Source organism: Oceanicoccus sp. KOV_DT_Chl (assembly GCF_900120175.1).
Lineage (GTDB): Bacteria > Pseudomonadota > Gammaproteobacteria > Pseudomonadales > Dasaniaceae > Oceanicoccus.
Genome location: NZ_FQLF01000005.1, coordinates 29,371 through 53,828 on the forward strand (window position 1 = coordinate 29,371; position 24,458 = coordinate 53,828).

24 protein-coding genes are annotated in these 24,458 nt (G+C 46.4%); 11 read left to right on the plus strand and 13 right to left on the minus strand.

All coding sequences use genetic code 11. From position 1 onward, the window contains the following. Positions 1–7: 7 nt before the first annotated feature. The 4 genes from murJ to UNITIG_RS17470 form a co-directional block, all read right to left on the minus strand. The gene (murJ, locus tag UNITIG_RS17455) at positions 8–1,690 is read right to left on the minus strand and encodes a murein biosynthesis integral membrane protein MurJ (RefSeq protein ID WP_369809220.1); all 1,683 of its coding nucleotides are present in this window, start codon (positions 1,688–1,690) and stop codon (positions 8–10) included. Between the two features lie 118 nt (positions 1,691–1,808). Then, positions 1,809–2,447, minus strand: a complete 639-nt coding sequence (locus UNITIG_RS17460; protein WP_101759659.1) for an NUDIX domain-containing protein — start codon at positions 2,445–2,447, stop codon at positions 1,809–1,811. A gap of 8 nt (positions 2,448–2,455) precedes the next feature. Continuing rightward, positions 2,456–3,469, minus strand: a complete 1,014-nt coding sequence (locus UNITIG_RS17465) for an aspartate carbamoyltransferase (RefSeq protein WP_101759660.1) — start codon at positions 3,467–3,469, stop codon at positions 2,456–2,458. A 74-nt stretch (positions 3,470–3,543) separates the two neighbouring features. Beyond that, entirely contained in the window at positions 3,544–5,352 is a 1,809-nt protein-coding gene (locus UNITIG_RS17470; RefSeq protein ID WP_255399630.1) for an ABC transporter transmembrane domain-containing protein, read from the minus strand. A 272-nt stretch (positions 5,353–5,624) separates the two neighbouring features. Here UNITIG_RS17470 and UNITIG_RS17475 point away from each other — a divergent pair, with 272 nt between their 5' ends. Both UNITIG_RS17475 and UNITIG_RS17480 read left to right on the plus strand, forming a co-directional pair. Then, positions 5,625–6,170, plus strand: a complete 546-nt coding sequence (locus UNITIG_RS17475; RefSeq protein WP_101759662.1) for a DUF2971 domain-containing protein — start codon at positions 5,625–5,627, stop codon at positions 6,168–6,170. 8 nt (positions 6,171–6,178) lie between these two features. Then, positions 6,179–6,520 (plus strand): hypothetical protein, encoded by a 342-nt coding sequence (locus tag UNITIG_RS17480; protein ID WP_101759663.1) that lies wholly within the window; start codon positions 6,179–6,181, stop codon positions 6,518–6,520. Here UNITIG_RS17480 and UNITIG_RS17485 read toward each other — a convergent pair. The 4 genes from UNITIG_RS17485 to UNITIG_RS25740 are packed head-to-tail and all read right to left on the minus strand — an operon-like array spanning position 6,517 to position 9,377. After that, positions 6,517–6,801, minus strand: a complete 285-nt coding sequence (locus UNITIG_RS17485; protein ID WP_101759664.1) for a GIY-YIG nuclease family protein — start codon at positions 6,799–6,801, stop codon at positions 6,517–6,519. The two genes, UNITIG_RS17480 and UNITIG_RS17485, sit on opposite strands and share 4 nt — an antisense overlap. Before the next feature lie 11 nt (positions 6,802–6,812). Further along, a complete protein-coding gene (gene sbcB / locus UNITIG_RS17490; protein ID WP_101759665.1) occupies positions 6,813–8,249 on the minus strand; it encodes an exodeoxyribonuclease I in 1,437 nt (478 codons plus the stop codon). 18 nt (positions 8,250–8,267) lie between these two features. After that, positions 8,268–8,624, minus strand: a complete 357-nt coding sequence (locus UNITIG_RS25735) for a DUF1513 domain-containing protein (protein ID WP_101759666.1) — start codon at positions 8,622–8,624, stop codon at positions 8,268–8,270. A gap of 30 nt (positions 8,625–8,654) precedes the next feature. Next, the gene (locus UNITIG_RS25740; RefSeq protein ID WP_159931197.1) at positions 8,655–9,377 is read right to left on the minus strand and encodes a DUF1513 domain-containing protein; all 723 of its coding nucleotides are present in this window, start codon (positions 9,375–9,377) and stop codon (positions 8,655–8,657) included. A 181-nt stretch (positions 9,378–9,558) separates the two neighbouring features. Here UNITIG_RS25740 and UNITIG_RS17505 point away from each other — a divergent pair, with 181 nt between their 5' ends. From UNITIG_RS17505 to UNITIG_RS24550, 7 genes are all read left to right on the plus strand, one after another. Further along, a complete protein-coding gene (locus UNITIG_RS17505; protein WP_101759668.1) occupies positions 9,559–10,074 on the plus strand; it encodes a GspH/FimT family pseudopilin in 516 nt (171 codons plus the stop codon). Positions 10,075–10,226: 152 nt separating this feature from the next. Then, positions 10,227–10,781 carry a GspH/FimT family pseudopilin gene (locus UNITIG_RS17510; protein ID WP_101760316.1) on the plus strand — a complete coding sequence of 185 codons (555 nt, stop codon included), beginning with the start codon at positions 10,227–10,229 and terminating at the stop codon, positions 10,779–10,781. A gap of 5 nt (positions 10,782–10,786) precedes the next feature. Further along, positions 10,787–11,365 carry a type IV pilus modification protein PilV gene (gene pilV / locus UNITIG_RS17515; protein ID WP_159931198.1) on the plus strand — a complete coding sequence of 193 codons (579 nt, stop codon included), beginning with the start codon at positions 10,787–10,789 and terminating at the stop codon, positions 11,363–11,365. Beyond that, on the plus strand, positions 11,365–12,267 hold the full coding sequence (locus UNITIG_RS17520; RefSeq protein ID WP_101760317.1) for a PilW family protein: 903 nt from the start codon (positions 11,365–11,367) through the stop codon (positions 12,265–12,267). Before pilV ends, UNITIG_RS17520 begins: the two co-directional genes overlap by 1 nt. 9 nt (positions 12,268–12,276) lie before the next feature. Further along, complete coding sequence (locus UNITIG_RS17525) at positions 12,277–12,774, plus strand: PilX N-terminal domain-containing pilus assembly protein (RefSeq protein ID WP_101759670.1); 498 nt, start codon at positions 12,277–12,279, stop codon at positions 12,772–12,774. A 102-nt stretch (positions 12,775–12,876) separates the two neighbouring features. Further along, on the plus strand, positions 12,877–16,296 hold the full coding sequence (locus tag UNITIG_RS17530) for a pilus assembly protein (RefSeq protein WP_159931199.1): 3,420 nt from the start codon (positions 12,877–12,879) through the stop codon (positions 16,294–16,296). A gap of 31 nt (positions 16,297–16,327) precedes the next feature. Next, the gene (locus UNITIG_RS24550) at positions 16,328–16,753 is read left to right on the plus strand and encodes a type IV pilin protein (RefSeq protein ID WP_101760318.1); all 426 of its coding nucleotides are present in this window, start codon (positions 16,328–16,330) and stop codon (positions 16,751–16,753) included. A gap of 78 nt (positions 16,754–16,831) precedes the next feature. Here UNITIG_RS24550 and UNITIG_RS17540 read toward each other — a convergent pair whose 3' ends face one another. Together UNITIG_RS17540 and UNITIG_RS17545 are read right to left on the minus strand one after the other, a co-directional pair. Next, positions 16,832–18,349 carry a fumarate hydratase gene (locus UNITIG_RS17540; protein ID WP_101759672.1) on the minus strand — a complete coding sequence of 506 codons (1,518 nt, stop codon included), beginning with the start codon at positions 18,347–18,349 and terminating at the stop codon, positions 16,832–16,834. A gap of 169 nt (positions 18,350–18,518) precedes the next feature. Further along, on the minus strand, positions 18,519–19,310 hold the full coding sequence (locus UNITIG_RS17545; protein ID WP_145999214.1) for a hypothetical protein: 792 nt from the start codon (positions 19,308–19,310) through the stop codon (positions 18,519–18,521). 351 nt (positions 19,311–19,661) lie between these two features. On the opposite strand from UNITIG_RS17545, the gene UNITIG_RS17550 reads away from it, so the two are divergent. Together UNITIG_RS17550 and UNITIG_RS17555 are read left to right on the plus strand one after the other, a co-directional pair. Beyond that, positions 19,662–20,324 carry a urate hydroxylase PuuD gene (locus UNITIG_RS17550; protein WP_101759674.1) on the plus strand — a complete coding sequence of 221 codons (663 nt, stop codon included), beginning with the start codon at positions 19,662–19,664 and terminating at the stop codon, positions 20,322–20,324. A gap of 479 nt (positions 20,325–20,803) precedes the next feature. Further along, positions 20,804–22,378: a UbiD family decarboxylase gene (locus UNITIG_RS17555; RefSeq protein WP_101759675.1), complete on the plus strand. Its 1,575-nt coding sequence runs from the start codon at positions 20,804–20,806 to the stop codon at positions 22,376–22,378. 81 nt (positions 22,379–22,459) lie between these two features. Here the strand turns inward: UNITIG_RS17555 and UNITIG_RS17560 are convergent, their stop codons facing one another. From UNITIG_RS17560 to UNITIG_RS17570, 3 genes are read right to left on the minus strand one after another with little or no spacing between them, the layout of a single operon-like run. Further along, a complete protein-coding gene (locus UNITIG_RS17560) occupies positions 22,460–23,281 on the minus strand; it encodes a hypothetical protein (RefSeq protein WP_101759676.1) in 822 nt (273 codons plus the stop codon). Positions 23,282–23,314: 33 nt separating this feature from the next. Continuing rightward, positions 23,315–23,560 (minus strand): SDR family NAD(P)-dependent oxidoreductase, encoded by a 246-nt coding sequence (locus UNITIG_RS25190; RefSeq protein WP_101759677.1) that lies wholly within the window; start codon positions 23,558–23,560, stop codon positions 23,315–23,317. Next, complete coding sequence (locus UNITIG_RS17570) at positions 23,557–24,198, minus strand: SDR family NAD(P)-dependent oxidoreductase (RefSeq protein ID WP_101759678.1); 642 nt, start codon at positions 24,196–24,198, stop codon at positions 23,557–23,559. Before UNITIG_RS17570 ends, UNITIG_RS25190 begins: the two co-directional genes overlap by 4 nt. Positions 24,199–24,458: the final 260 nt, after the last annotated feature.

Sequence of the window (24,458 nt, forward strand, 5' to 3'; positions counted from 1 at the left end):
AAGGCAGCTAAAATAGCGCGTGATTATAAACTAAATCAATGGCTTGTGCTGCCCGTGTTGCTACTTGAATTAGTGTCTTCAGGGAAATGAACTGGCCTGAAATGTTTGATTTTCGTGCCCAGTAACAACAATGTCGCAAAGTAGGCAGCGGCACCCGCCAAACAAACCCAAAGTATATTGACCCGCGCTGCCACCACAGCCACTCCAGCCAAAGAGCGTGCTCAGGTAAAAACCAAACCAACACCGCTGCCATCGCTGCTGCTGCTGCCAACAAACGCAATACTGTCGTCATAAATTCTGGCAGGGGCGTATAGACCTCTTGCCTGCGTAAGCCACGGTAAAGAAGTCCCGCATTCAAAAACGCGGAAAGCGAGGTCGCCAATGCCAGTCCCACATGCCCTAACTGCCAGTAAAAATGTAACGGAACCACGAAAGCAATATTCAGTACCATATTAGCAATCATTGCGATGATGCCTATTTTTACGGGTGTTTTAGTATCTTGCCGGGAGAAATAGCCTGGCGCCAACACCTTAATCAACATAAAGGCCAGTAAACCAACTGAATAAGCCTGTAAACTGAAACTCGCCATACTCACATCACGAGCGGTCAGCTTTCCGTACTGGAACAGGGTCATTAAAATAGGCTCTGCAAGAATAAACAGTGCGACAGCTGCCGGAACCGCAATTAACAACACCATGCGGATGGCCCAATCCAACGTGGCGCTAAATTCCTCTGCTGAACGGTTTGCCTGTTGCCTCGATAAACTCGGTAAAATCACCGTGCTGATGGCAATCGCAAAAACGCCTAAAGGCAGTTCAACCAGACGATCGGAGTAATACAGCCATGACACACTGCCTTGCGGTAAAAAAGACGCCAGCACCGTATCTAACAATAAGTTGATCTGGCTGACGGACACACCAAAAATAGCGGGTACCATCAGCGTTAATACTCGCCTGACGCCCTCATCCTGCCAATCCCAAACAGGTCGCGGCGACAAACGTAAACCATGCATGAAGGGAAGCTGAAAGGTCAGCTGCAAAAGCCCTGCTGCTAATACTCCCCATGCCAATGCAAACGCTGGCTCATCAAAGTACGGCGCAGCCAATACCGCGGCACTGATCAAACATACGTTTAACAATACCGGGGTAAATGCAGGCACGGCAAAACGACCATAACTATTCAGCACCGCGCCACAAAAACCGGTCAGCGAAATGAGTAATAAATAGGGAAAAGTAACACGGATCATCTCCGAGGTTAGCTGATAACGTAAAGGGTCTTCAGCCAAGTAAAATCCCGGCGCAAACACAACTGCAATCCATGGCGCACACAGCACAGCAACGCCTGTAACCAGTAATAAACTACCTCCTAGCGCGCCTGCTACTCGATTCACCAGATCTTGCACGGCAGCAAAGCTGCGCTGCTCCCGGTATTCAGACAACACCGGCACAAAGGCTTGGGAAAAAGCCCCTTCCGCAAATAAACGGCGCATAAAATTAGGAATTTTAAAGGCTACGAAGAAGGCATCTGCTGCTGCCGTTGCCCCGACAAAATGCGCAATAACCACATCCCTTACTAAACCTAACACCCGAGACAGCATTGTCATCATGCCCACCAATAGGCTTGACCTTAGTAAACTGCCAGCCGGCGCTGGTGATTGCGACGATGCGGGGTTGGAATCAGGTTGCGACAAAATAGGTCTCTGGCATTTTAGGGTGATAGGAAAATCTGATTTATCAAAGGGCTTAATTGTTGCCGATATGGCTAATAGTCTAGCAGCTATTAATTATTATTCGGCGGTCCGTTATAGATTAGGGCGCCACCTCAGCCCAACGGGTTTTCAACTGCTGATAATTCAGTTTTAACCACTGCGCAGCAATCAACGTGTGGGCATTGATCAGCCGCCCCCGCTCCAACTTTTGCCATAAATGTTCAATACTTAATACATGCACTCGAATATCTTCACCTTCGGCCTCCAATCCATGCACACCGCCAGCTGCAGATAAGTCCGCACGGCCAACAAATAAGTAGAAATATTCATTGCTGCCACCGGGGCTGGAATAATATTGACCAATTGGCTCCAGCTGCTGAACAATCACTCCGGCTTCTTCTTCCGACTCTCTAACGGCCACATCCTGTGGTGCATCTTGATGCTCGATTAAGCCGGCCACCAATTCCAGCAACCAGGGCGAGATAGATTCCTGCTCCGCAATGGAACTACCCAACACCCCCACCCGAAACTGCTCAACCAAAGCCACGGCATCAAGTACCGGGTCAAACAGCAACACACCTACTGCATCATGCCGATGGATTAACTCACGATTTAAAGGCTGGCTCCAGCCACCCTGAAAAAGTCGATGACGCAAGTTCAATGTGCGGATTTGAAAAAAACCGTCATAGACCGATTCATCGGCGAGTACGGCTACATCCTTGCGTGAGAAATTATCCATAACCCTCCTTAAAAACGACTGCCAGTATACCAATTGACATCGCTAGCATATTTATCAACTTGATCTTCGACATCCAGAATCAACGCAAACAACGCCATTCGGACTAACACCCCATTATCCGCCTGCCTAAAAATAGCCAAGTTAGGATTATCATTAAGATCATTATCCAACTCATTAGCGCCTTCGCGGGAGTCACGGGGCAAAGGGTGCATAATCACTGTATTCGGCTCACAAAAACGGGTATAAATTGCCTGGTTTAATCGGTAGCGGCCACGGTATAAATTGGCTTCGTCCTTAGTAGCAAAACGCTCTTCCTGAATACGGGTGGAATACGCAATATCAACGTGACCAATACTGCCCTCCATTAAATCCGACTCCACCACGGTGTGGCCAGCTACACGCATTTGCTCAACAATTTCGCCAGGCATTTGTAGCTCTTGCGGTGAAATCAACGTTACACTCACATTTTTGTAAAGCGTTAATAGCTTGCACAGCGAGTGTACCGTTCTGCCATATTTTAAATCACCAATCAGTGCGATGCGCAGGTTATCCAGCTCCCGACCGTGATGGCGTAATTCTTTTTTAATAGTGTATAAATCCAGCAACGCTTGACTGGGGTGTTCATTAGCGCCATCACCGCCATTTATGACTGGTACCCGGCTGGCTTCAGCAAACTCGGACACAGAACCTTCTTGCGGGTGACGCATAACGATGACATCACTATAGCCGCTTAACACTCTGGCGGTATCGTACAGCGATTCGCCTTTGGCTATCGCCGACGACTCAAACCCAATCGTTTCCCGAACATCCCCCCCGAGTAAATTAAACGCGCTACCAAAACTGACCCGGGTTCGGGTACTGGGTTCGAAAAACATCGAACCAAGGATAGCGCCATCCAGCACTCTGGTAACGCGCTTTCGATGGGCAAAAGGCGCCATAAAGTCAGCCACCCTAAAAATATGATCAATATCAGCCCGCTCAAATTGGCCGATGGATAAGATATGGCTGCCGGTGAACTTCAAACTTTTATCCTCTTTATAAAAACGCTGATATTATTTAATTTTTATCACAATTCTACATAGTCATATCTGGGCTTTTAACTCACCTTGTCAATGACTGAAGCAACTTCCTCTACCTCGCCAAACTGCAAGCTAGCCCAGCGCGCATAAAGTGATGAGCTTTTTATTAACTGTTGATGGCTGCCGGTATCAACCAGCTTGCCATGATCCAACACCGCAATTTTGTCGACATTAATGACTGTGGCCAAGCGATGTGCAATCACAATAGATGTTCTATCCTGCATCAAGTGCTCCAAAGCCTGTTGCACTTTATATTCACTCTCTGCATCCAGCGCACTGGTCGCTTCATCTAACAACAGCACTTTAGGGTTTTTCAACACTGCCCGCGCAATCGCTATCCGCTGGCGTTGACCACCAGATAGTCGCACTCCCGACTCGCCAACAAAACTGTCATAACCCTTTGGCAATTTTTGAATAAACTCATCGGCATAGGCTGCGATGGCGGCGTCCTTCACTTCCTGATCTGAAGCATCGGGACGGCCGTAGCGAATATTCTCAAACACTGTACCGCTAAACAGCACCGGCTGCTGGGGAACGATGGCGATATGCTCACGCAATGCTTTTGGGTCAAGCTGTTTTATATCAACGCCGTCGAGTGTAATACGGCCTTGCTGCACATCATAAAAACGCAAAAGCAAATCAACGATGGTCGACTTACCAGCACCGGAACTCCCCACCAAAGCCAAACTAGTGCCCGCTTGCAGCGTCAAGCTAAGTTCGGAAATAGCTGCTACCTCAGTGCGGGAAGGATAGTAAAAACTAATATTTTCAAATTGCAGCTGACCACTAACGGGCTGGGTTAGCTGCCGGGGTTGCTCAGGAGCAGTAATCAGATTATCCGCATGCATTAATTCTAACAACCGCTCAGTAGCACCGGCTGCCCGCTGCAGATCGCTATAGACCTCTGAAATAACGCCGACGGACATCGCCACCATCATCGCGTAAAAAATAAATGCCGCTAACTCACCAGCAGAAATTCTACCGGCAATAACGTCATGGCCACCCACCCATAACATATACGCGATAGCGCCAAATACCAGCGCAATAACAATCGCCGTTAACCATGCACGGTGTTTGATCCGATTCAAGGCCACATCAAAAGCGACTTCAACTTGTGCATTAAAGGTATCGGTATCGCGCTGCTGATGATTAAACGCCTGAACTATTTTTATGTTTTTCAATGACTCGCCCACAAAGCCACCGAACACGGCCACCTTATCCTGCGAGCTGCGAGACAACTTGCGCACATGCCGACCAAAAATAATGATTGGCATAATCACCAGCGGCACACTCAGCAACACTATCGCCGTCAACTTGGGGTTAGTAATGAGCAATAACACAATCCCGCCGATAAAGATCAATACATTACGCAGCGCCATCGATACCGACGAACCAATGACTGTCTGCAATAGCGTAGTGTCGGTGGTAATACGAGACTGGATTTCGCCGCTAAGATTAGTCTCAAAAAAGCCGGGATGCAGTTCAATAACACGGCTATACACCTGCTGGCGCAAATCAGCACTGACTCGCTCACCAATCCAGGACACCAGATAAAAACGAGCGAAAGTACCAATCGCCAATAACAGTACCATCCCCATAAAAATGATGATGGTCTGATCCAAGCCCTCGGCAGCCCCTGCCCCAAAGCCCTGGTCGATCATCATCCGCAACCCCTGCCCCATTGATAAAGTGATGCCAGCAGTAAAGGTCAGCGCAAAAAGAGCACCTAAAACATGTAGACGGTAGGGTTTTAACAGCCCGAACATAGCTGAGAGGACTTTAATATCCTTGCTGATAGGGCGTTGATCTGTCTCGGGATTAGACAATGGCTTTCTCTTATTGATAGTGCGGTTTAAATTGGCGGCTATTATCACCGCTATGGACGCTCGGTAAAAGAGCGATTTGCCCCTGGATTTAGCGTTTCCCTCCTCTCATCAAGCCAACCAGCAACTATCTGTTCATTTTTTCACCGGCACGGCTTAAATACGCACTAATCATCGCTAAGTAATTGAATTTTACAGGAATTAGGCTAAGTATTAATGATGGCTTAATATCCTTCTCAACATCAATATCGCAACACAGGGTCTGGAATAACATTGTGGCAATAGACGAAATCGCATCACTGGTAAAGTTCTGTAGCGCTGAAACCGGTTTAAAAATTTTAAATAGCCAGTCGCTGCGCTGGAGTGCCCCGCACTTATTTAATGACCCCTTTGAACTAAGCCACCTATCACGACCTGACTTTACCCCCGAAAAGTTACTCGCCGGCATGATTAAAGAAGCGATTAACATGCTGTTTGCGCCTTCAGACCCCACTGGCAAAAATAACCGCCTGGTTGCCGCTGTGGCTCGCTGGCGTGAGGAAGAACGTTTCGCGTCTGAAGAAGAGGCCGAGCAGGTACTCAATCAACTATTAAGCCAAATCGCCAATCAACAACAAGAATCTATAGACAAATATCTTGCTGAATGGCAGCGCTATGCGCGCACGCTGCGTATCTGCTGCTTTAGCGACAAGCCAGCCAACATCTACAGCTGGCGCAGCTATGCCGACAACCATGCGGGTATTGCCCTGCGCTTTAGTGCCGGCGACGATACCTCGTTAACCCAACCACGCAAAGTCACCTACAGCACCACCCCCCCTTAGTTACCAGCTTGAAACAACAAGTCGCCGTTACTTATGGCAAAGAAAACGCACCCAGCGCTGATGACTTTATTGACAAAATGCTGAGCAAAGACAAAACCCAAAGCGTAGAAAAAGAATGGCGCTGCTTTATTACTGACACCGCAGAAGGGGACGACAGTCTGTGGTATACCAACAAAAAGTTTTCAACCCCTGAATTAAAAGCCGTGTATTTAGGTATGTCTACCAGTCGACAGGACCGGGATGCAGTCATCGCACTGGTGAAGGAAAAATATAAAAACACTAAAGTATATCAGGCGCAAAACCTGCCAGGCCGTTACGAAATTGATTTTGTGCAAGTAGCTACTCGCTAGTCCAAGGACAACTCAATCAGTTGTTTTTTTTGCAGTCGAGATAATTTTTTTATTGCCGCCTCCCGGCTACTCGCTGCACTGCGATCAATACAACCTTCACGATATACAACGACCCTAGCCGGATCAGTACGAAAAAATTTCGCGCCTTTTTTTCCCTTTGCCACCCTGGAATTCACCGCTAGATGCTCACCAAAACGACGCTCTATATCCGTAGTAATACCGGTATAAAGTTTGCCCGAATAGGTTTCAATGATATATACCCACCACTGTGCCGATGACATTGTCACACCATCTAAGCTAGCAACTGATCACTATAATCCAGCAACTGCTCTAAAATTGCCTGATCACGAGCTGAAGTTGCTTCATCTTCAAGCAGACCATGAACCATTTCCAAAAAAGCCTCCATCGCTATACTGGCGCCACCGTCTGGATCAGTTAATCGTTGATAGCACTGCTCTTGCCATAGCAACTGTTCATCCGGTGATAAGTATTCGGGGTAATTGCGCGCACGATATCGAAACAACATTTCAGCTAAACGGCCATCCTCAAAACAAAAACTATTTTCCATCAATTCCTGTGGTGACGAACTTCGTATTTGCGCCATCACGCTCTTATCATCTTGGCCAAAAAAACCGCCACTATAAAGCATCAAATCCGGGTCAGTGCGTACTGGAAAATCCTGTTGCGCAAATACCTTGGCTAATTTGGCGGTCAAGCCTTGCGCTTGTTTCAATTGTTTATAATGCTGACGCGCTTGCGGTAAATCCAATTGGATACGTGCCGCAACTGCCTCATCTAATAACTGCGAAGTGGCAACCACCGGCGCACGATTAGTATGTATCGTTTTGAGAGGAATACGTTCAACACCTTCAGGTAACTCTGCTGCCGGTGTATATAAACGTTCTGCAATCTGCTCAGCACTTAAACTAATTAATGACTCTGGATTTGCCTGTAAATCATAAACAATCACGCCATTTTTATTCGTCGGATGCATCGCCAAGGGCATGACTAAAGTGGTACAAAAACGTGACGCCGGAAACATAGCGGAAGTATGCAGCACCGGCTTTTGCTCGGCCACATTTAACAACGCCGCAACCTCGCGCTTATTACGCAACTGAAAAACATAATTAAATAACTTTGGCTGTTTCTGTTTAATGAGTTTTGCTAAAGCAATGGTAGCGTGCACATCAGACAACGCATCATGGGCCGCTTCATGCGCAATGCCATTAGCCTGCGTCAAATGCTCCAGCTTAAAGCTGGGACTGCCGTCTTCATGTTGCGGCCAATTAATGCCTTCTGGGCGCAATGCACAACACACCCGCACCATGTCAATAATATCCCAGCGTGAATTGCCATTTTGCCACTCACGCGCGTAAGGGTCGTAAAAATTGCGATACAACGTATAACGACTCACTTCATCATCAAAACGAATACTGTTATAACCCACGGCACAAGTACCCGGCATCGCCAGTTCCGCATGTATCTGGCGAATAAACTCAGCTTCACAGACGCCCTGATCCAAGGCTTGCTGTGGCGTTATACCAGTAATCAAACAGGCCTGTGGGTGCGGTAAAACATCAGCGGCAGGCTTACAAAAAATGACTAGCGGCTCACCAATAATATTAAAATCGGTATCGGTTCGAATCCCGGCAAATTGAGAGGGACGATCTTTAGAGGGATCAGCACCAAAAGTTTCATAATCATGCCAGTAAAAAGTTAAATTAGTCATAATGTTTTTATTCTAATGTTATGCGGGATAATAAAGCTCACTCATTGCTCTGGACCAGTTGTAAATATGTGACCCGGTAATATAGGATTTAAAAATAGTAGAGGCTTTATCAATCTCCAGGTCATCAACTGACACCTGCACTACATTAGCCTCAAGCCCATAGCTCACCAGAAAATACTGCTGATCGACGGTCAACTCCACGCCTCTAGGCGATGGCAAGTCTATCACTTTCAGTAATTTTCGACCGGCAATAGTCCAAAAAGTCACCATACCACCATCGGGATGAGTGACCGCTGCAATACCATTAGCACTATGAATGGCGACACTTAAAGCCTCTCCCTGCATTCGCGCTGTGATAGCTGGGGGCTCTGTCATAGACAAGAGCTCTCCCCTTTGGACGAATACTCACGCCACCCAAGCTATCTGTACCAAGCCCCACTCGTGGCGCCGAAACAATAACCAAATCGCCAGATGGCCAGTATTAAGCTCTGCTCGAGTCAGCTGAACTTTTTCAATCAATTGTTGTGAATTAATGTCGATATAAGCAACCGAAGGAGCATCACCCTGAGTATCACCACCGCCATTCGTGACTACTAAAGTTTTACCACCATCAATTAACTTACACTCATGCGGCTCCTTACCATAGGACGGAAACTCACCGATATAAGCCAAATCGCTACTGCTACGAACACCAATCAGACCATTAAAGCCATCCAATTCCGTTTCAGTGGAAAATAACGTTTTACCATCCAAAGAATAAGCACCATGCCCATAAAAATACTGATTATCAACCTGCGGGATGGCTCGAACGATCTGCCTGGTACCTAAATCATACTCACAAGCGTTGGGCCCCTTTTTCTCAAATATCGCCAAACGATTAAAGTCTGTGGGGTTCCGATGGATACCATGGGGCAAGAAACCCATTGTAGACAAATGTCGATCTTTGTTTGTTATATCTACAATGGACAATACAAATTTAGTATCACCATCCACTGTCAATTTATACTGACCACCGCCCAATATAAGATTAGTCACCGCAGGTCGGAGCGCTGGATTGTCTTCAGCACACGCAGCCACCAGAGCGGCCATAGATGACAGTAAAAAATTACGGCGAGATAAAGGTGACATTACTAATACTTTCATCAAAGAGTTTAACCAAGTCTAGGCGAATTAGCCCGCAGGTAAAACCCAAGTGCACCGAACACTTAAAATACACAGCTAACTATCATCCTGAACAACTTCAATGGTAAAGTGACCCGGTCAAAGGATTTGACTGGCCCGACTTACATAACGCAGAAGGAACTGCCCTATGAACACCTCACCTTATTTTAATACTGGTTTAACATTAATCGAATTAATTTCCACGCTATCTATCAGCATTATTCTGGTAACAGTTGGCACCGGCCCCATGAGTAAATGGTTACAATACCAAACTGAAAGCACAGTCTTTAATACCCTCTTCCACCTAACAACGTATGCACGAACTTTAGCGGTAAAAGAAAACCGCTATCTGACAGTATGTCCGAGCCTTGATCAACGTCAGTGTGGTGGCAACTGGAATAAAACCATTATTGTGTTCACTGATCACAATAAAAGTGAAACTGTTGATAAGAATGAAGATCTCCATATGGTACTGGAAATGCCAGAGAGCACTCCCTGCCTCACCTGGAACGCCAGTGCTAAACGCCAATATTTACAATTTAAACCCTCGGGTGCAGCCAACGGCACCGCAGGCCACTTTAGATTTTGTGAAGAAGCTCACAGTGCGCTGAACAAGAAAGTGGTGATTAGTTTAAACGGTCGCACATCACTAAGAAGCCTATAAACGCTGGGTTCCAAGTTAAAAACGACCATTTATCCGACCGATTAATCCGTCCGTCCAGAGGTACTCGTCATTGACAGAAACTCCACCTAGTATCCAACCTAGCTAGATAGGTAATCAATTTCGCTAATCCAACGACCGGATGACAACGACTAATGGCAACAGTAAAAGATCAACAAGGGTTTAACCTCATAGAGCTGATGGCAGTATTAGTTGTCTTTGCCATTATTATGGGTGCCGGCCTGCCATTCCTGACAGCCACTATTGAAAGGAATGCGGTAAGCAGCCAGGCCCGGGTACTCTATAAAAGTTTAAGCCAAGCTCGCTCTGCAGCGATTAACAACAACGCGGTGGTGACTATTGAGAGAAAAAGTAGCACCGCTAAAGACTGGTCTGAGGGATGGACGGTCTATATCGATGTTGGCGGCGAAGGAAATCAGGCGAGAGACACCGTTAATGATACCTATCTGAATGACTTTAGCGTAGACGATGCACTAATAACCATTCGATCCAATACCGCCGCTAATAACTGGGTCACCTTTGATGCTAACGGCAGGTTAGATGATGACCCTGTCCAAATAGCTGTTTGTGACTCTGATGTTAACAGCGCTATAGAAGGTCAATTAATTAGTGTCAGCCGAGTAGGCCGAGTATCCAGCAATATCATAGCCGCTGCGGATAAACCCACTCAATGCACACCTGCAGGATAAATTTTATGTTGATAAAAACACAATCAAATGGATTCGCACTCATTGAAGTCGTGGTAACCATGTTCGTTATGGCCGTTGGGTTGCTGGGCTTATCGGCACTACAGTCAGTATCTGTGAAAAACGGGCTTGATACCGGTACCCGGTCGCAGGTTATCTGGGTAGTCACCGAGCTCACTGAACGGATAAGAGCCAATCCTGATGCCGATGGCAATAGTTATGTAAAAGCGGCTTTCACTCCAGCTGATTGTGCTGCTCCAACCAAGCGCTGCGCTGACAATAGCGCCGGCGCTGCGGCGACTAACTGCACAGCTAACGAAATGGCCGCCTATGATGTGTGGGACAGTTTTTGCGGCCAATCAGCTGGCACCGGTGTTTTAGCGAATGCGACCGAGTCGCTGGACCTACAATCACTGTCAATCACCTGTAACAGCTGTGGCACTACTGTGAAAGACTCTAACTATACGGTTTCCGTGTCCTGGATATCAGAGTCCATCTCTCAGCAAACTCAAGTTGATCAGGCCTCCAGTAATTTTGATGCGACAGTGCAGCAAACTCGAACCATTTCAATGCCGGTGTATCCATAATGAACAATCCAAAAACCACCTTCCAGCGCCAGCAAGGCTTGTCATTAATTGAATTAATGGTATCTATTGCTATCGCTGCAGCGATGATGTCAGCCGCACTGCAGTTTGTTGTTAGCACCCGCCAAACCTATGAGCTAAATGATGATATCTCACGCATTCAGGAAAATGGACGCATGGCGATGGATATCTTGATGCAGGATGTACGTATGGCAGGTGCCCGCATGCCCAGTGCAGGGGACGGTAAGGTACCAGACTTTTTCTTAATTGATTGCACGGGCATATCACCTTGCGCCAGCAATAACTACACCGTTGGGGCATCACAACCCGATACCAATCTCCTCGCTGATGGCAGTGACCGTCTTTCCGTAGAATATGATCCGCCGGGTGATAATCCACGCCCTGGTACCGACGACACCATTACCACACAGCAAGAAACCTGCTTGGGCACAGCAATAACAGCCACTGAAAATATTATCGCCAATGTATATACCGTTGAAGATCTCGATAACGATGGCATCAGCAGCCTCTATTGTCAGGGTTGGGATACCACTGCAGGAGCGTGGTTAGATGACGCCCCTCAACCGCTGGTGGACGGCATTGATCACATGCAAGTACTTTACGGCGTCGCGGGTGATACTTCTCAGCCAGACAGTGTCACCATGTATATTCCTGCTCAAAAAGTGTTTATTGACAATCCTGACCCAACTCCCGATGTCAATCTTTGGTCTCAGGTTAAATCCGCCAGAATCTCCTTATTAGTAAGCAATGGTATGGTTGCTGGCACTGCAGAAAACAAACAACGGCAATATCGATTACTGGATGGCGATCTGTTAACGGTTACTGATGGCCAGCCACGCAGAATTTATACCGCCACCGTTCAATTTAATAACTCTGAGTTTTAGGAACCTGTCATGCAAAAGTCATTAACGCATAGCTATACCCACTCCCAAGGGGCGATTTTAATTGTCAGTTTAATTTTATTACTGGTAATGACATTAATTGGTGTTGCTTCTATCGACTCCTCCCAATTGCAGTCACAAATGGCAAGTAATAGCTTACACCAGCAAAATCAATACCAACGATCGCTCAATGAAATCCGGGCACAACAATTAGACCTTAATCGTCCCGCCAGGCTTTCCACAGTCACAGCGTCAACAACAACGTTTAACGCCACCAAAGGGATTACTACAAAAAGTGTAGGTATTTCCATAGCAGATAACGAGATGCTTACCGGTGACAGCACCGATGCCTATGATCAATATGCATTTATAGTTTTTTCCGGCGACTCTGTGCCACCACCCGTTACAGCTTGGGAAATTATATCGGCAAAGACTATGAAATTAACATGGTCACAGAAATTCCCGGCAACAGTTCCAAATCAGATCAAACCCAAGGCCTTACACGTATAGCGCCTAAAACGTAAACGACTGAATAGAAATTTTACCGACATAGATACCAGCCACCCCTATTCACTTTTTTGAATACGGGAAATACCTGGCAAGGAGTAAATGATGAATACATTCACATCAACAGGTTCGAAAGTAACAGCAGCCATTTTTATGCTGCTTGCCTCTGCCACAACATGGGCTGACGATACCGAAGTTTATCTGGAGCAATCCGCTCTGGAGGATTATGAAATAAGACCTAATGTCCTTTTTATCATGGATACCTCGGGTAGTATGGGTCTTCCTGTCGACGCCAACAACGGCACTTCATCTGAAGAAGAACGAAACAATTTCAATTCAAATACAACCTATCCCAGCGAAGTCAATTACAGTGGCGGGGCTGGCGATAGCGATTATGTTTACTTGTATTCAAAACCCAACACCTTCGCTGACCAGTACATTTATTTTAATAAAGTGCACAGAACCCAATTTACCTGTAACACCAGCACGCTAAACGACACTACACCCTATGAAACGTCAACCACTAAATATGTCTATGAAACTGGCGGAACGTGGGATAGCGCATCCGTCAACAGCAGAACTTCGGCTCAAATGTGTTTCTATGGCGATGCCAGCTGTGGTTTTGTACCTGAAGAGAATGGTGCCAGAGTCGATTGCCAGGATGAGAAAGATTACATCACTTACGATTCGCGTTATACCGATGGTAGCGCTGATGTTAGCCTTTATGCGGTAAGCGCCAACTACCATAACTATTTACAAAATTATTATCGCTACACCGCACTGCAACAAGTGGTTAGAGATCTGATTGATCAGAATTACGATATCAACTTATCCTTGATGCGCTTTAATAGTGGTTCCGGCGGCTATATCTTTCAGGAGTCACTGCTTGCTGAAGACACCACTGATGCCAGCAATGCCAACCAGCTTACCTTGCGTAATTCCGTTGACGCGCTTTATGAGTTCGATGACAGCACCCCGCTGTCTGAAGTGCTGTGGGAAGGTTACCGGTATATGCGTGGATTGCACGCTGACTGGGGTAACAACAGCGGTACCAACACCCCATCAGCTGCGTACAGTTCAGGCTCGACTTATAACTCCCCTATTGATTACGAGTGCCAGAAAAGTTACCTGATTCTACTGACTGATGGTGCTCCTACTTCGGATGGTGGCAGCAATGCTGATATCCAAAATCACTTTGGTGGAACCTGTAGCGGAAACTGTCTCGATGAATTAGCAGGCATGATCCACTACGACGGCGCGGATGAACGCGACCATTCATCTCTGGATCTAACCCAGCCCATGACCGTTCATACCGTCGGCTTTGGCGCTGCTACCGATGAAGACCTATTAATAGATACTGCTAGAAATGGTGGCGGTGAATATAAACAAGCAGATAGTGCTGCTGAATTATTATTGGCTTTAAAAGAGCTTTTCAAACAAACCGAGTTTGAAAAAGATACTTTCGTAGCACCTGCTGTTGCGGTGAATGCTTACAACGGTCTACAGCATCGGGATGAATTATATTTTGCGTTATTTCAACCAGCCAGCACGCCTCGTTGGACAGGTAATATCAAGAAATATAAATTAAAGAATGGCAAGCTGGTTGATGCAAATAACGCTGAAGCCGTTGACACCAACACTGGCTACTTTAAAAACTCGGCTCTCAGCTACTGGACCACCCAAACCAACTGGGCACCCGGCGTTGACTATGATATCGATGGCGACGACAACGATATTGAACCAGACGGCTCTCAGATCTCGCTAGGGGGCTTTGCCTATGAATTTGCAGCGCCTGCCTCTAGAAACATTTTGACGTATATGGGCTCGGCTCCGACGCTTCCTAGTACTGGCGGCGTATCACTGACAACTCAACTTCCAACACCTATCACGTCAAGCACAGTCGTTACCACCGTAGATTTAGGTCTAGGTGCTAGTGACGCCACTACCGAAGCGATAGCCACCAACGTTGTTGATTTCGCTCGCGGTGGCGCAGTTGGCGAAACAGTGTCCAACCATTTTCTTGCAGATTTTGTTCACAACCAACCTACAGTAGTTACCTACCGAACTATTGATGCGGACAATGATGAATTTGACGACACTTTATTTGCCGCCTCTAATATGGGTTTTTTCCATGCCATTGATGCTGATGATGGCAGCGAAATTTTTAGTTATATACCCAAAGAATTACTTCCTAACCTGACTACTTATTATCAAAATTCAGGCACATTTAGTGACAAAGTCTACGGCCTTGATTCGCCAATGGCGGTATGGAGACACGATGATAATAAAAACGGCAGTATAGTAACCGCTGCCGGTATCGTAGAAACCGATGAGCATGTTTATATTTATCAAGGAATGCGTCGCGGGGGTAAAACACTATACGCACTGGATGTGAGTAACCGAAGTGTCCCTAAACTGCTTTGGCAAGTAACTGGTGGCGGCGGAACTAATGGTACTAGCGGTTTTGATGATCTTGGCCAAACCTGGTCAGTTCCACAGCGTGCCACTATTAAAACCTGGGGCTGCACTCCTCCAGCTGATGACTCTCATGCCTGTGACCGTGAAGTGCTGTTTTTTGGTGGCGGCTATGACACCAAGCATGACACTGCACCAGACAGCAGCGACGATGAAGGTAATGCCATTTTCATGGTTGACGCAACCACCGGCGAACTACTCTGGAGTGCGGGTAAAACTGGCCATACCATTAATTCTACAGACATGACAAACAGCTTTCCGGCCAACGTCACTCCTGCCGATATTACTGGTGATGGTTACATCGACTTCTTGTTTGCCGTTGATGTACTGGGCTCACTCTGGCGTTTCGACTTTGACATTGAAGCCAACTCCGCCAATGATTTTGCCACAGGCGGCGTCATTGCAGAATTGGGCGGAACGGGCTCAGAGCTAAGACGTTTTTATAATGCCCCTGATGTCTCCTACCAGCGCGAAAGAGGCGTTAGCGCCTACCTTTCAATTGCCATAGGTTCCGGGTGGAGAGCACACCCTTTAAATAAGGACGTTAATGACTACCTATTTATGATTTATGACTCACACGCGTTTAATGTACCAACGGACTACACCTATATGGGGTCAGATCCAATCGGCCTTAACCATTTAGCAACGGCCTCCTTAACAAATGGTATTGTTTCGACGCCGGTAAACTCTAGTGGCTGGGCTTTAGCGCTTGACTCCAGTCTGGGTGAAAAAATGCTGACCAAAACCGTCACCTTCGACAATCAGTTACTGTTTTCAACGTTCCTACCGGATGCTTCCCTGAGCTGTGACGGTAAAACAGGCAACGGCCGTTACTACTTCCTGGATGTGCTTAGCGGTCAAAGTGTGCTTTCCAACAACCGTCTGTTTCAGGAACTTGAACATGGTGGTATCCCCCCGAGCCCGCCATTATTTTTTCAACCTCTGATTGTGGCGACAGCTGTGGACCAGACGAAACGCCTGAATCAACCACTAAAAACGACCTCATCGCGTGTATTGGAACAGAGTGCGTTGATGACGATATCGATTTAAAACTGCATAGAACTTACTGGAGAGAAAACTAATGCCCCAAAATGACAAACAAAAAGGGTTCACTTTAGTAGAACTAATGGTAGTAGTCGCGATACTGGGGATTCTGTTTTCTATCGCTATCCCCAGATATCAAACCTATACTATCCGGGCCAATCGACAGGATGCATTTTCTATGCTGACGATGCTCAGGTTTGCCCAAGAAGAATACAAAGCCGATAACGGCACCTACGTAACTGATTTACAGTTACTGGGATATTCTTCAGCAACGCCAGAGTCACCAGATGGCCTATACACAGTTGAGGCAGATCTTTGTGCGAGTGGCACTATCACACAATGCGTCAATTTAATTGCGACACCTGTGAGTACTAAATCCCAGGCCAAAGATGATGACGGTACAGGCAATAATGGCGTAATCACACTCAACACCCGCTCAACCAAAACCGGCGGCTGGAAATAAACCCAGCCCCACTCACAAAAAAGCCGCTGTAGAAAAATGCTACAGCGGCTTTTTTTATGGCACTTTAAAGGCCAGGAATTAAATAACTTCTATCGCCTGCTCTTCAATTTTAGCGGCCCATATCTGTGGCCCGGTTTTATGCACCGACTCACCAAGGTAATCCACCGCCACTGTCACTGGCATATCCTCCAAATCAAATTCGTAGATAGCCTCCATTCCCAACTCTGGAAAACCAACCACAGTTGATGACTTTATTGCCTGCGCCACCAAATAAGCTGCGCCACCCACTGCCATCAAATAAACCGATTCATAATCCTTAATCGCCTCAATGGCGATCGGTCCACGCTCAGCCTTACCAATCATCCCTAGCAAACCGGTTTTCTCTAACATCGTACGGGTAAATTTATCCATCCTGGTAGCCGTTGTTGGTCCGGCTGGGCCAACCACTTCATCGCCAATCGGATCCACTGGACCGACGTAATATATAAACCGGCCAGCCATGGAAACTGGCAACTCCTCACCATTGGCAATCATATCGACCATTTTCTTATGGGCGGCATCACGGCCAGTCAACATTTTCCCACTGAGTAATAACGTGTCACCGGGCAACCAGGTTTTAACATCATCCTTGGTTACCGTATTCAGATTAACACGCTTTACATTCGGTCCCGCTTCGCGAGTCACTTCAGGCCAATCTTCCAGCTTTGGTGGCGTCAGTTTTGCAGCCCCGGATCCGTCCAAAGTAAAATGGGTGTGACGCGTGGCCGCACAATTCGGAATTATCGCCACAGCCTTATTAGCAGCATGGGTCGGATAATCTTTTACTTTGACATCCATTACCGTGGTCAAACCACCCAAGCCCTGAGCGCCAATACCCAGCTTATTTACTTTCTCATGCAACTCTAAACGCAACTCCTCAGCGCGATTACTCGCCCCGCGCTGACGCAATTCATAAATATCAATGGGCTCTAGCAACGCTTCTTTGGCTAACAACATCGCCTTTTCTGCCGTACCACCAATACCAATACCCAACATACCCGGCGGACACCAACCCGCACCCATCTGCGGCACCATATTCAATACCCAATCAACCACCGAATCCGAAGGATTTAGCATGGCAAACTTAGATTTGGCTTCACTGCCGCCGCCTTTGGCAGCCACATGGACTTCTACGGTATCGCCAGCAACAATTTCGTAGTGAATGACACCCGGCGTATTGTCTTTGGTATTGCTGCGGGCACCATCCGGATCATCAAGAATTGAAGCACGTAATACATTATCCGGGTTCATGTAGGCGCGACGGATACCTTCGTTACACATATCGGTGACTGACATATCAGCTTGCCACTGCACATTCATGCCCACTTTAAGGAAGACCGTCACAATCCCGGTATCCTGACAAATGGGACGATGACCTTCAGCGCACATACGCGAATTGATCAGTATTTGTGCCAAGGCATCTTTAGCCGCCGGGTTTTGTTCTCGCTGATAGGCCTTATCCATCGCCTGAATAAAATCAACTGGATGGTAGTAAGAAATAAACTGCAGCGCATCGGCTACACTTTCAATCAAATCGTCTTGGCGGATTACTGTCATCGCAAGAGTGCTCCTTTAGCTAGAAAGCGGTATGGGTAAAGGTATAAAAAAACGGCGAAGATTATACACGATTCAAGCGCAATGACCGCGTTCCAATCTATTGTTATTCAGAAATGACCCAACGGGCTGCCACGCAGCCTGCCAAGCAGCCCGAGAGTGAAATGGTGCATTAATTAACTGGTGAGCCCTGTAACTGACCCACACTTTGCTTCAATACAGTGATATCACTGTTGACCTGACGACGGAAACCATTGATAGACTCCAGCCAGCCCTCGGTTTCTTTCACCCGACGTTCCAATTTCAATATCTCGTTATTGAGTCGATTAGCCTTATCTGCTGTAGATTCCACTGTGCCATTGATATCGCTCAAGGCCTTTTGATTCGCCGCAACCCTCACTTGTAACTGTTCAGCGGCTTTCAACTGCTTACTTAAGCTGGCCACAACAGTTTCATTTTTAGAAAATTGATCTTTGGTAGATTTAATAAACAGCTGATTGGCAGTAATACTTTCCTGCTGCTGCTTAAGTAATTGGCCTTGTTGCGCAAACTGTTCCTTACTTTTTTTCCAGACATTATCCCACAACTTGCGAATTTCTGAGTCTAACTCCCGAATTTTAACCTTCATCGCCACACTAGACTCGCTCATGCTTTCGTCAGTCACACTCAACTGCCGCTCAAGGTCAGTAATCCTGAGTTCATAGTCTTGTAATGAGCGATCAGCCGCTTGCAATTGCTGGTGTAAATAGCCGGCCCATGCCGCCGTAGCCAATAGAGCGAGCACCACAAGGGCTAACATTGTTTTCACCCCGGCAGATGCAGCGCCTCCTTCCACGTCAGGAACCTCACCTAAACTGGCGACTAGAGACCCTTTAGCTTTAGTCCGGGCAAAGGAGGCAATTTCATCGTGGGCGGGAGTAATTTTGGGGCCTTGATGCATGGAGTCGTTATCTTTCTGAGACATATTTTTCACACGTTTTTTAAAACAATTATTAATGAGCTTGAACCATGTTAATTATTGCATGGTCAGATTGGCTTAACACTACCAAACAGAGCAAGCGTTACGCGATATGGCTATAAACATAGCAAATTTTTAGCAACCCGAAGGCTTTATCCGACTAAAAGACTAAGATTTAGTAATTAGGTTTCCATTTGCCAACAAATAGCCTATATAATTAGTACAATTTCAGTAGCTTACTGACATCCCACGTAAAGAAGTTGACGGCATTTCACGCTACTTGCCAGCTTCAGCTGCAGGATTTGATCAGTAACTACTGAATAACAATAAACCGTAAAACTCCACAAGGGTGAACTCATGGAAAACTTTATCAGTCTCGACATTCTATTCCGCTGGCTACACGTAATCTTTGGCATTACCTGGATTGGCCTGCTGTACTACTTCAACTTTATCCAGGGTGAGTACTTCAAAGAAGCTGAAGCCGGCGCTAAATCCGATGCTACTAAAAAGCTGGCACCACGCGCCTTGTGGTGGTTCCGCTGGGGCGCCATGTTTACATTTATTACCGGCGTTGTGCTACTGCTACTTATCCGTAAAACCTGGGGTATAGATGGCTACATCACCATGGGCGCTTTGATGGGTATCTTCATGTTCCTGAATGTGTGGTTAATCATCTGGCCAAACCAAAAAATCGTTACCGGTATTGTCGAAGGTGATGCTAGTGTCGCTGGTCCAAAAGCGCTATTAGCTTCACGTACTAATACCTTATTTTCGTTACCAATGGCTTTAGGCATGATCGGCTCCTCTCACGGCAGCGGCGCAGCTGGCAATATTGTGGATCACGCGACACTACCTTCAATGGACCCCACCACCGGCCTGATGGCAGTACTGGCGCTTATTTTAATTCTGGAAGCAAATGCCATCTTCGGAAAAATCGGACCAATGGCCTCTGTAAAAGGTGTTATCCATTGCTCAATTGCATTAACTGTAGTGTGTTTAGGTCTATTACAATTTGTATAAGACCTACTGCAAGCTCTAACAAAAATAACCGGTCAATACCGGCGGGATAGTGTAAGCAAAATCAGTTTACATTCTCGTTCAAATATTGAGACCCACATAAAAAAACCGCTCCCCCAAAGGGTGGCGGTTTTTTTTATGTGTCATTGGTATGCACAAGCAGGTTTGTTGCTGAGTTAGATCGGAGAAAGGCTAACAAACTGAGTAAGCATTGTTTTTTGAATACAAACATTAAAGGCAAAACTTTTCATAGTCGACTTCAAAAACAGTTAATAATCAATAACACTGTATCCATGGCTTATCAAAAAACATACAACTCTTTACACTAATATTCTTGTTCGAATTAATCTCGTCTTTAATTTCTAGCGTAAAAGAGGGATAAACTATAAATTTGATTAAGGATGTTAAATGACTAAGCAAAGCTCTAAACCTGCCCCAACGCGGACGAGTCTCGTCGAGGTTTCATTTCCAAAAGTTTAGCTTTGCCAGTCCTGGCAGCGAGTGCTTCGGCCTTAAGCGCCTGCACTCCACTAGCGGGTAATCATCGCCCGGGGGCTGGGAATTCAAAGCTTGGCCCCTATAAAAGCCTCAGGGATTACTACGCCGCTTTGGAAGACCGTAATCTTGTGGTGAATATGGGCAAGTACGATAGTTCAAGCTATGAATTTCCGGGCTTGCTTTATCGCTTGGTAGATCAATTTGGCGTGCCACACACGCCCTGTGTCGCTGCTGAGAAGGTAAAAATTGACGGTGAGTGGATCAACGGCAAGTTAATAGCCAACCATACCGCCAATGGCCATACCAATTGTATTGCTTTGGGCATAGAGCCAGATCCAGACTGCCCCATTCGCTCTTTCAAAAAAGCCCGTGAGCATTGCATGAAACTGTACCGGGAGAACAAATTTAAATTTCCCGAAATTCCACCTAAAGTAGTCAGCCGCGAACAAGCTCCTTGTAAAGAAGTGGTCTTAACCGGCGACGATATTGATATCACCAAGTTCCAATTTATCCAGGGCAACCCGGCCGATGCTGGCCGTTATATCAATACCGCGACAGTTATCACCTCTGACCCGGAACTGGGCTATAACCTGGCCATTTACCGTTGCCAGTTGAAGGGCAAAGACCGATTGATGATTAACTCCGAACCCGGTCAAACCGGGTGGAAAATGTTCCAGGCCGCCCAAAAACGCGGCGAAAAAAGCGTTCCTATAGCGTTAGCAATGGGTCAAGATCCGTTAACCTGGACAATTTCCGGGGGACAGATTCCTATTAAACGGACTGATGACCCAATCGATGAATACGCTATCGCCGGCGGTCTTGGTGGCAAGGCAATAGAAGTCATTAAAGGGGAAACCACACCACATTTGGTACCAGCACATGCCGAGATCATCATCGAAGGTGAAGTCATTTTTGATGAGATGGGTCCTGAAGGCCCTTACCATGAGCTGTTTGGTTATACCGGTGAATTCAAAGAGGAGAACTACAGCATGCGTATCACCTCAATTACGCATAGAAAAGACCCATGGGTAGTTAACTCCTTTACGTCCGTTGCCGGTGGCATTTTGACAGCCCCTGACAGCGGCTACATATTGGCAGATTTGCAACGTTTCTTTAAGTACGTTACAGACATCTCTGCTGTTCCTGGGGCTTTAGGGACGTATTGGATCAGCATCAAGAAAACCAAACCGGGTCAGGCTATGAGGATGGCTAAGTTTTTAATGAAAGTCGCACCTATCCTAAAAATTATTGTGGTTGTCGATGACGATGTTGATATTTACCATAGATCCGAAGTACTTGCTGCCATGGCTACTCGTTGGCGCATGGATACAGCTACTGACATCGATATTTACAATGCATTGATTCTTGACCCAGGTTCACTGGACCAAAAAACCAATGTGAAAGCGGTTATTGATGCGACGATACAATACCCGGAAGAAGGAGGTGTTGAAAACTTCCCTGAAAAGAACAGAACTAATTTGAAAGAAGGATCGCCAGGTATATTCGAGAGAATCGACAAGAAGTATGCTGATATTTTATTCCAAACCAGTTGGGGCTAAAAAAAGTCCGGCTGATAAATTCAATATCAAAAAAAAGGCTACTTTGTAGCCTTTTTACTCTCTTTTATCTCTCTATTAGTTTTACGTCTCAGCTTCCTGCATTTTCACTAACTGAAACAAGCAGCCAAAAAAGGCTATGGACATTACAACAATAGTAATCGGGTATTCACCGGGGTTCTGCCAGGGCTCCGGATACAAACCAAAGAACGCGCCCACCTCAACCAGTGAAAAGAGAATGACACACACTGGAATCGCATAACGGAAGGCATAATCTACCTGGCTGAGTTTGAGTAACTTATAGAGGAGATAAACCAACCAAACCAGCATGGCAATATAAAAGGGATTACTAAGGGCTCCTCCCAAAAACAAAAACAGCAGAAATATACCCCATTGCACAAAGACCGTTTCAACGGCTGTAATTCTTGCAACACTGCGCGGCATATCCGGAGTGGGTTTGCCCGGCGACCAACGAAGGCAACGTAGAGTAAAGCGCATAAAGTTACAGCGGGTTTCCTGACTTAACAAACCATAGAGCACTAGCATGGCTAGCATCACCGGCAAGGTCGACATCAATAAAGCATAGCGCCCGCTTAAAGGGAAACCGCCAAAATCGATTGCCCCCATCGAAAATATCTCAGCGAATACGCGCATAGGGCCGTCAACAAAACCGCGCCAAATCAATAAGCCGGCAATAAACCCAATCAAAGTCCCTTTGATGCCGGGGGTATTAATCCGGGTTGCCAATAAAATAACCCCCGCAATCCCCACAAGGATAAACCCAATCAGCATCGAATCATTCATCAATTCGACAATCAGTCTATTTATCGTGCGTGATAGCGCCTGGCCCAAAAAAATAGACACCAGGGCCAGAACGGTTATTAATACACTACGTTTTTGGATCATTATTTTTCGGCCATTGTTTTTCGATCAGTGTGCTTACCAGGGCAAGGTTGCACCATTGTAGTTAATCATTTTATTTCTGGTTTCCATATTAATACTATCAACTACCCGCAGCAGGCCTTCAGCGCTGGCGTCAGCGGGGATACCTATATCTTTGTCGGTGGAAGCTCTAAGCAGGTCGGTTTGTACAATACCTGGCGCGATTAATTGAACAATAATGCCTTCGTCCTTAAGCTCAGAGCGCAGCACTAGCATCCCCATATGGAGTGCTGACTTACTCATTTTATACCAGTAACTCCCCCTCGACGACCACCAATAGCCATGGAACCTAATCCGCTCCCCATAGCGAGAATCTTTTTTTGTTGACCGGCTCTGATATTAGGTAGAAGTGCCTGAGAGACTTTCAATGGTCCAAGCGCGTTAACATTGATGACAAGTTCAAATTCACTTGCATCAAGTACATCGATGTTTTGTTTCTCTTTATTGCCATAGACACCTGCATTATTCAACAATACATCAATCGGCTGGCCTTGAAGTATCTTGGCCATGGCAGCGATAGAATCGGCATTGGTCACATCAAGTTGAACGACAGTAAACTTGTCGTTGCCTTTTGCGAGTTTATTCAGCGCTATCGCCTTTTGTGGCTTACGGGCAGTGGCGATAACATTCCAGCCATTGGCAGCAAACTGTTTAACAAGCTCTAAACCAATACCCCGGTTTGACCCAGTGACCAACACCGTAGGGATATACTCTGCATCAGCGGGGATAACTTTGGCGGGAGGTAGCTTGCTTTTAAGTGGCTCTTTACTTAAGTGAAGGCCTGCGTGACTACCCACAGGAAGCAACGACCCGATCAGAATGGAAACGAATATCACGGGCGATATCAGGCTGCGAAAAGTGCATTTTAACGTGTTATACATAACAGTAGTCCTTGCCGGGGATATGCCGATGTATGTCGAACAAATCCGATAATTATTCTTCGAAAACTCTTCGTATTACGTATCATCTACCTAGCCGGATCTGTTAGGCAGGTATATCAGCGACTGCCACCTCAAGACGGCACAGCTCCAATAGTCTTTTAAGATAAGCAATATGTTGTGCGGGTACAGTGTGCCGCCCCTTCGCGTGGATGCTCAATAGTTAAACGAGACTGTAAACTAATATTGCCTGCGCTATTCCT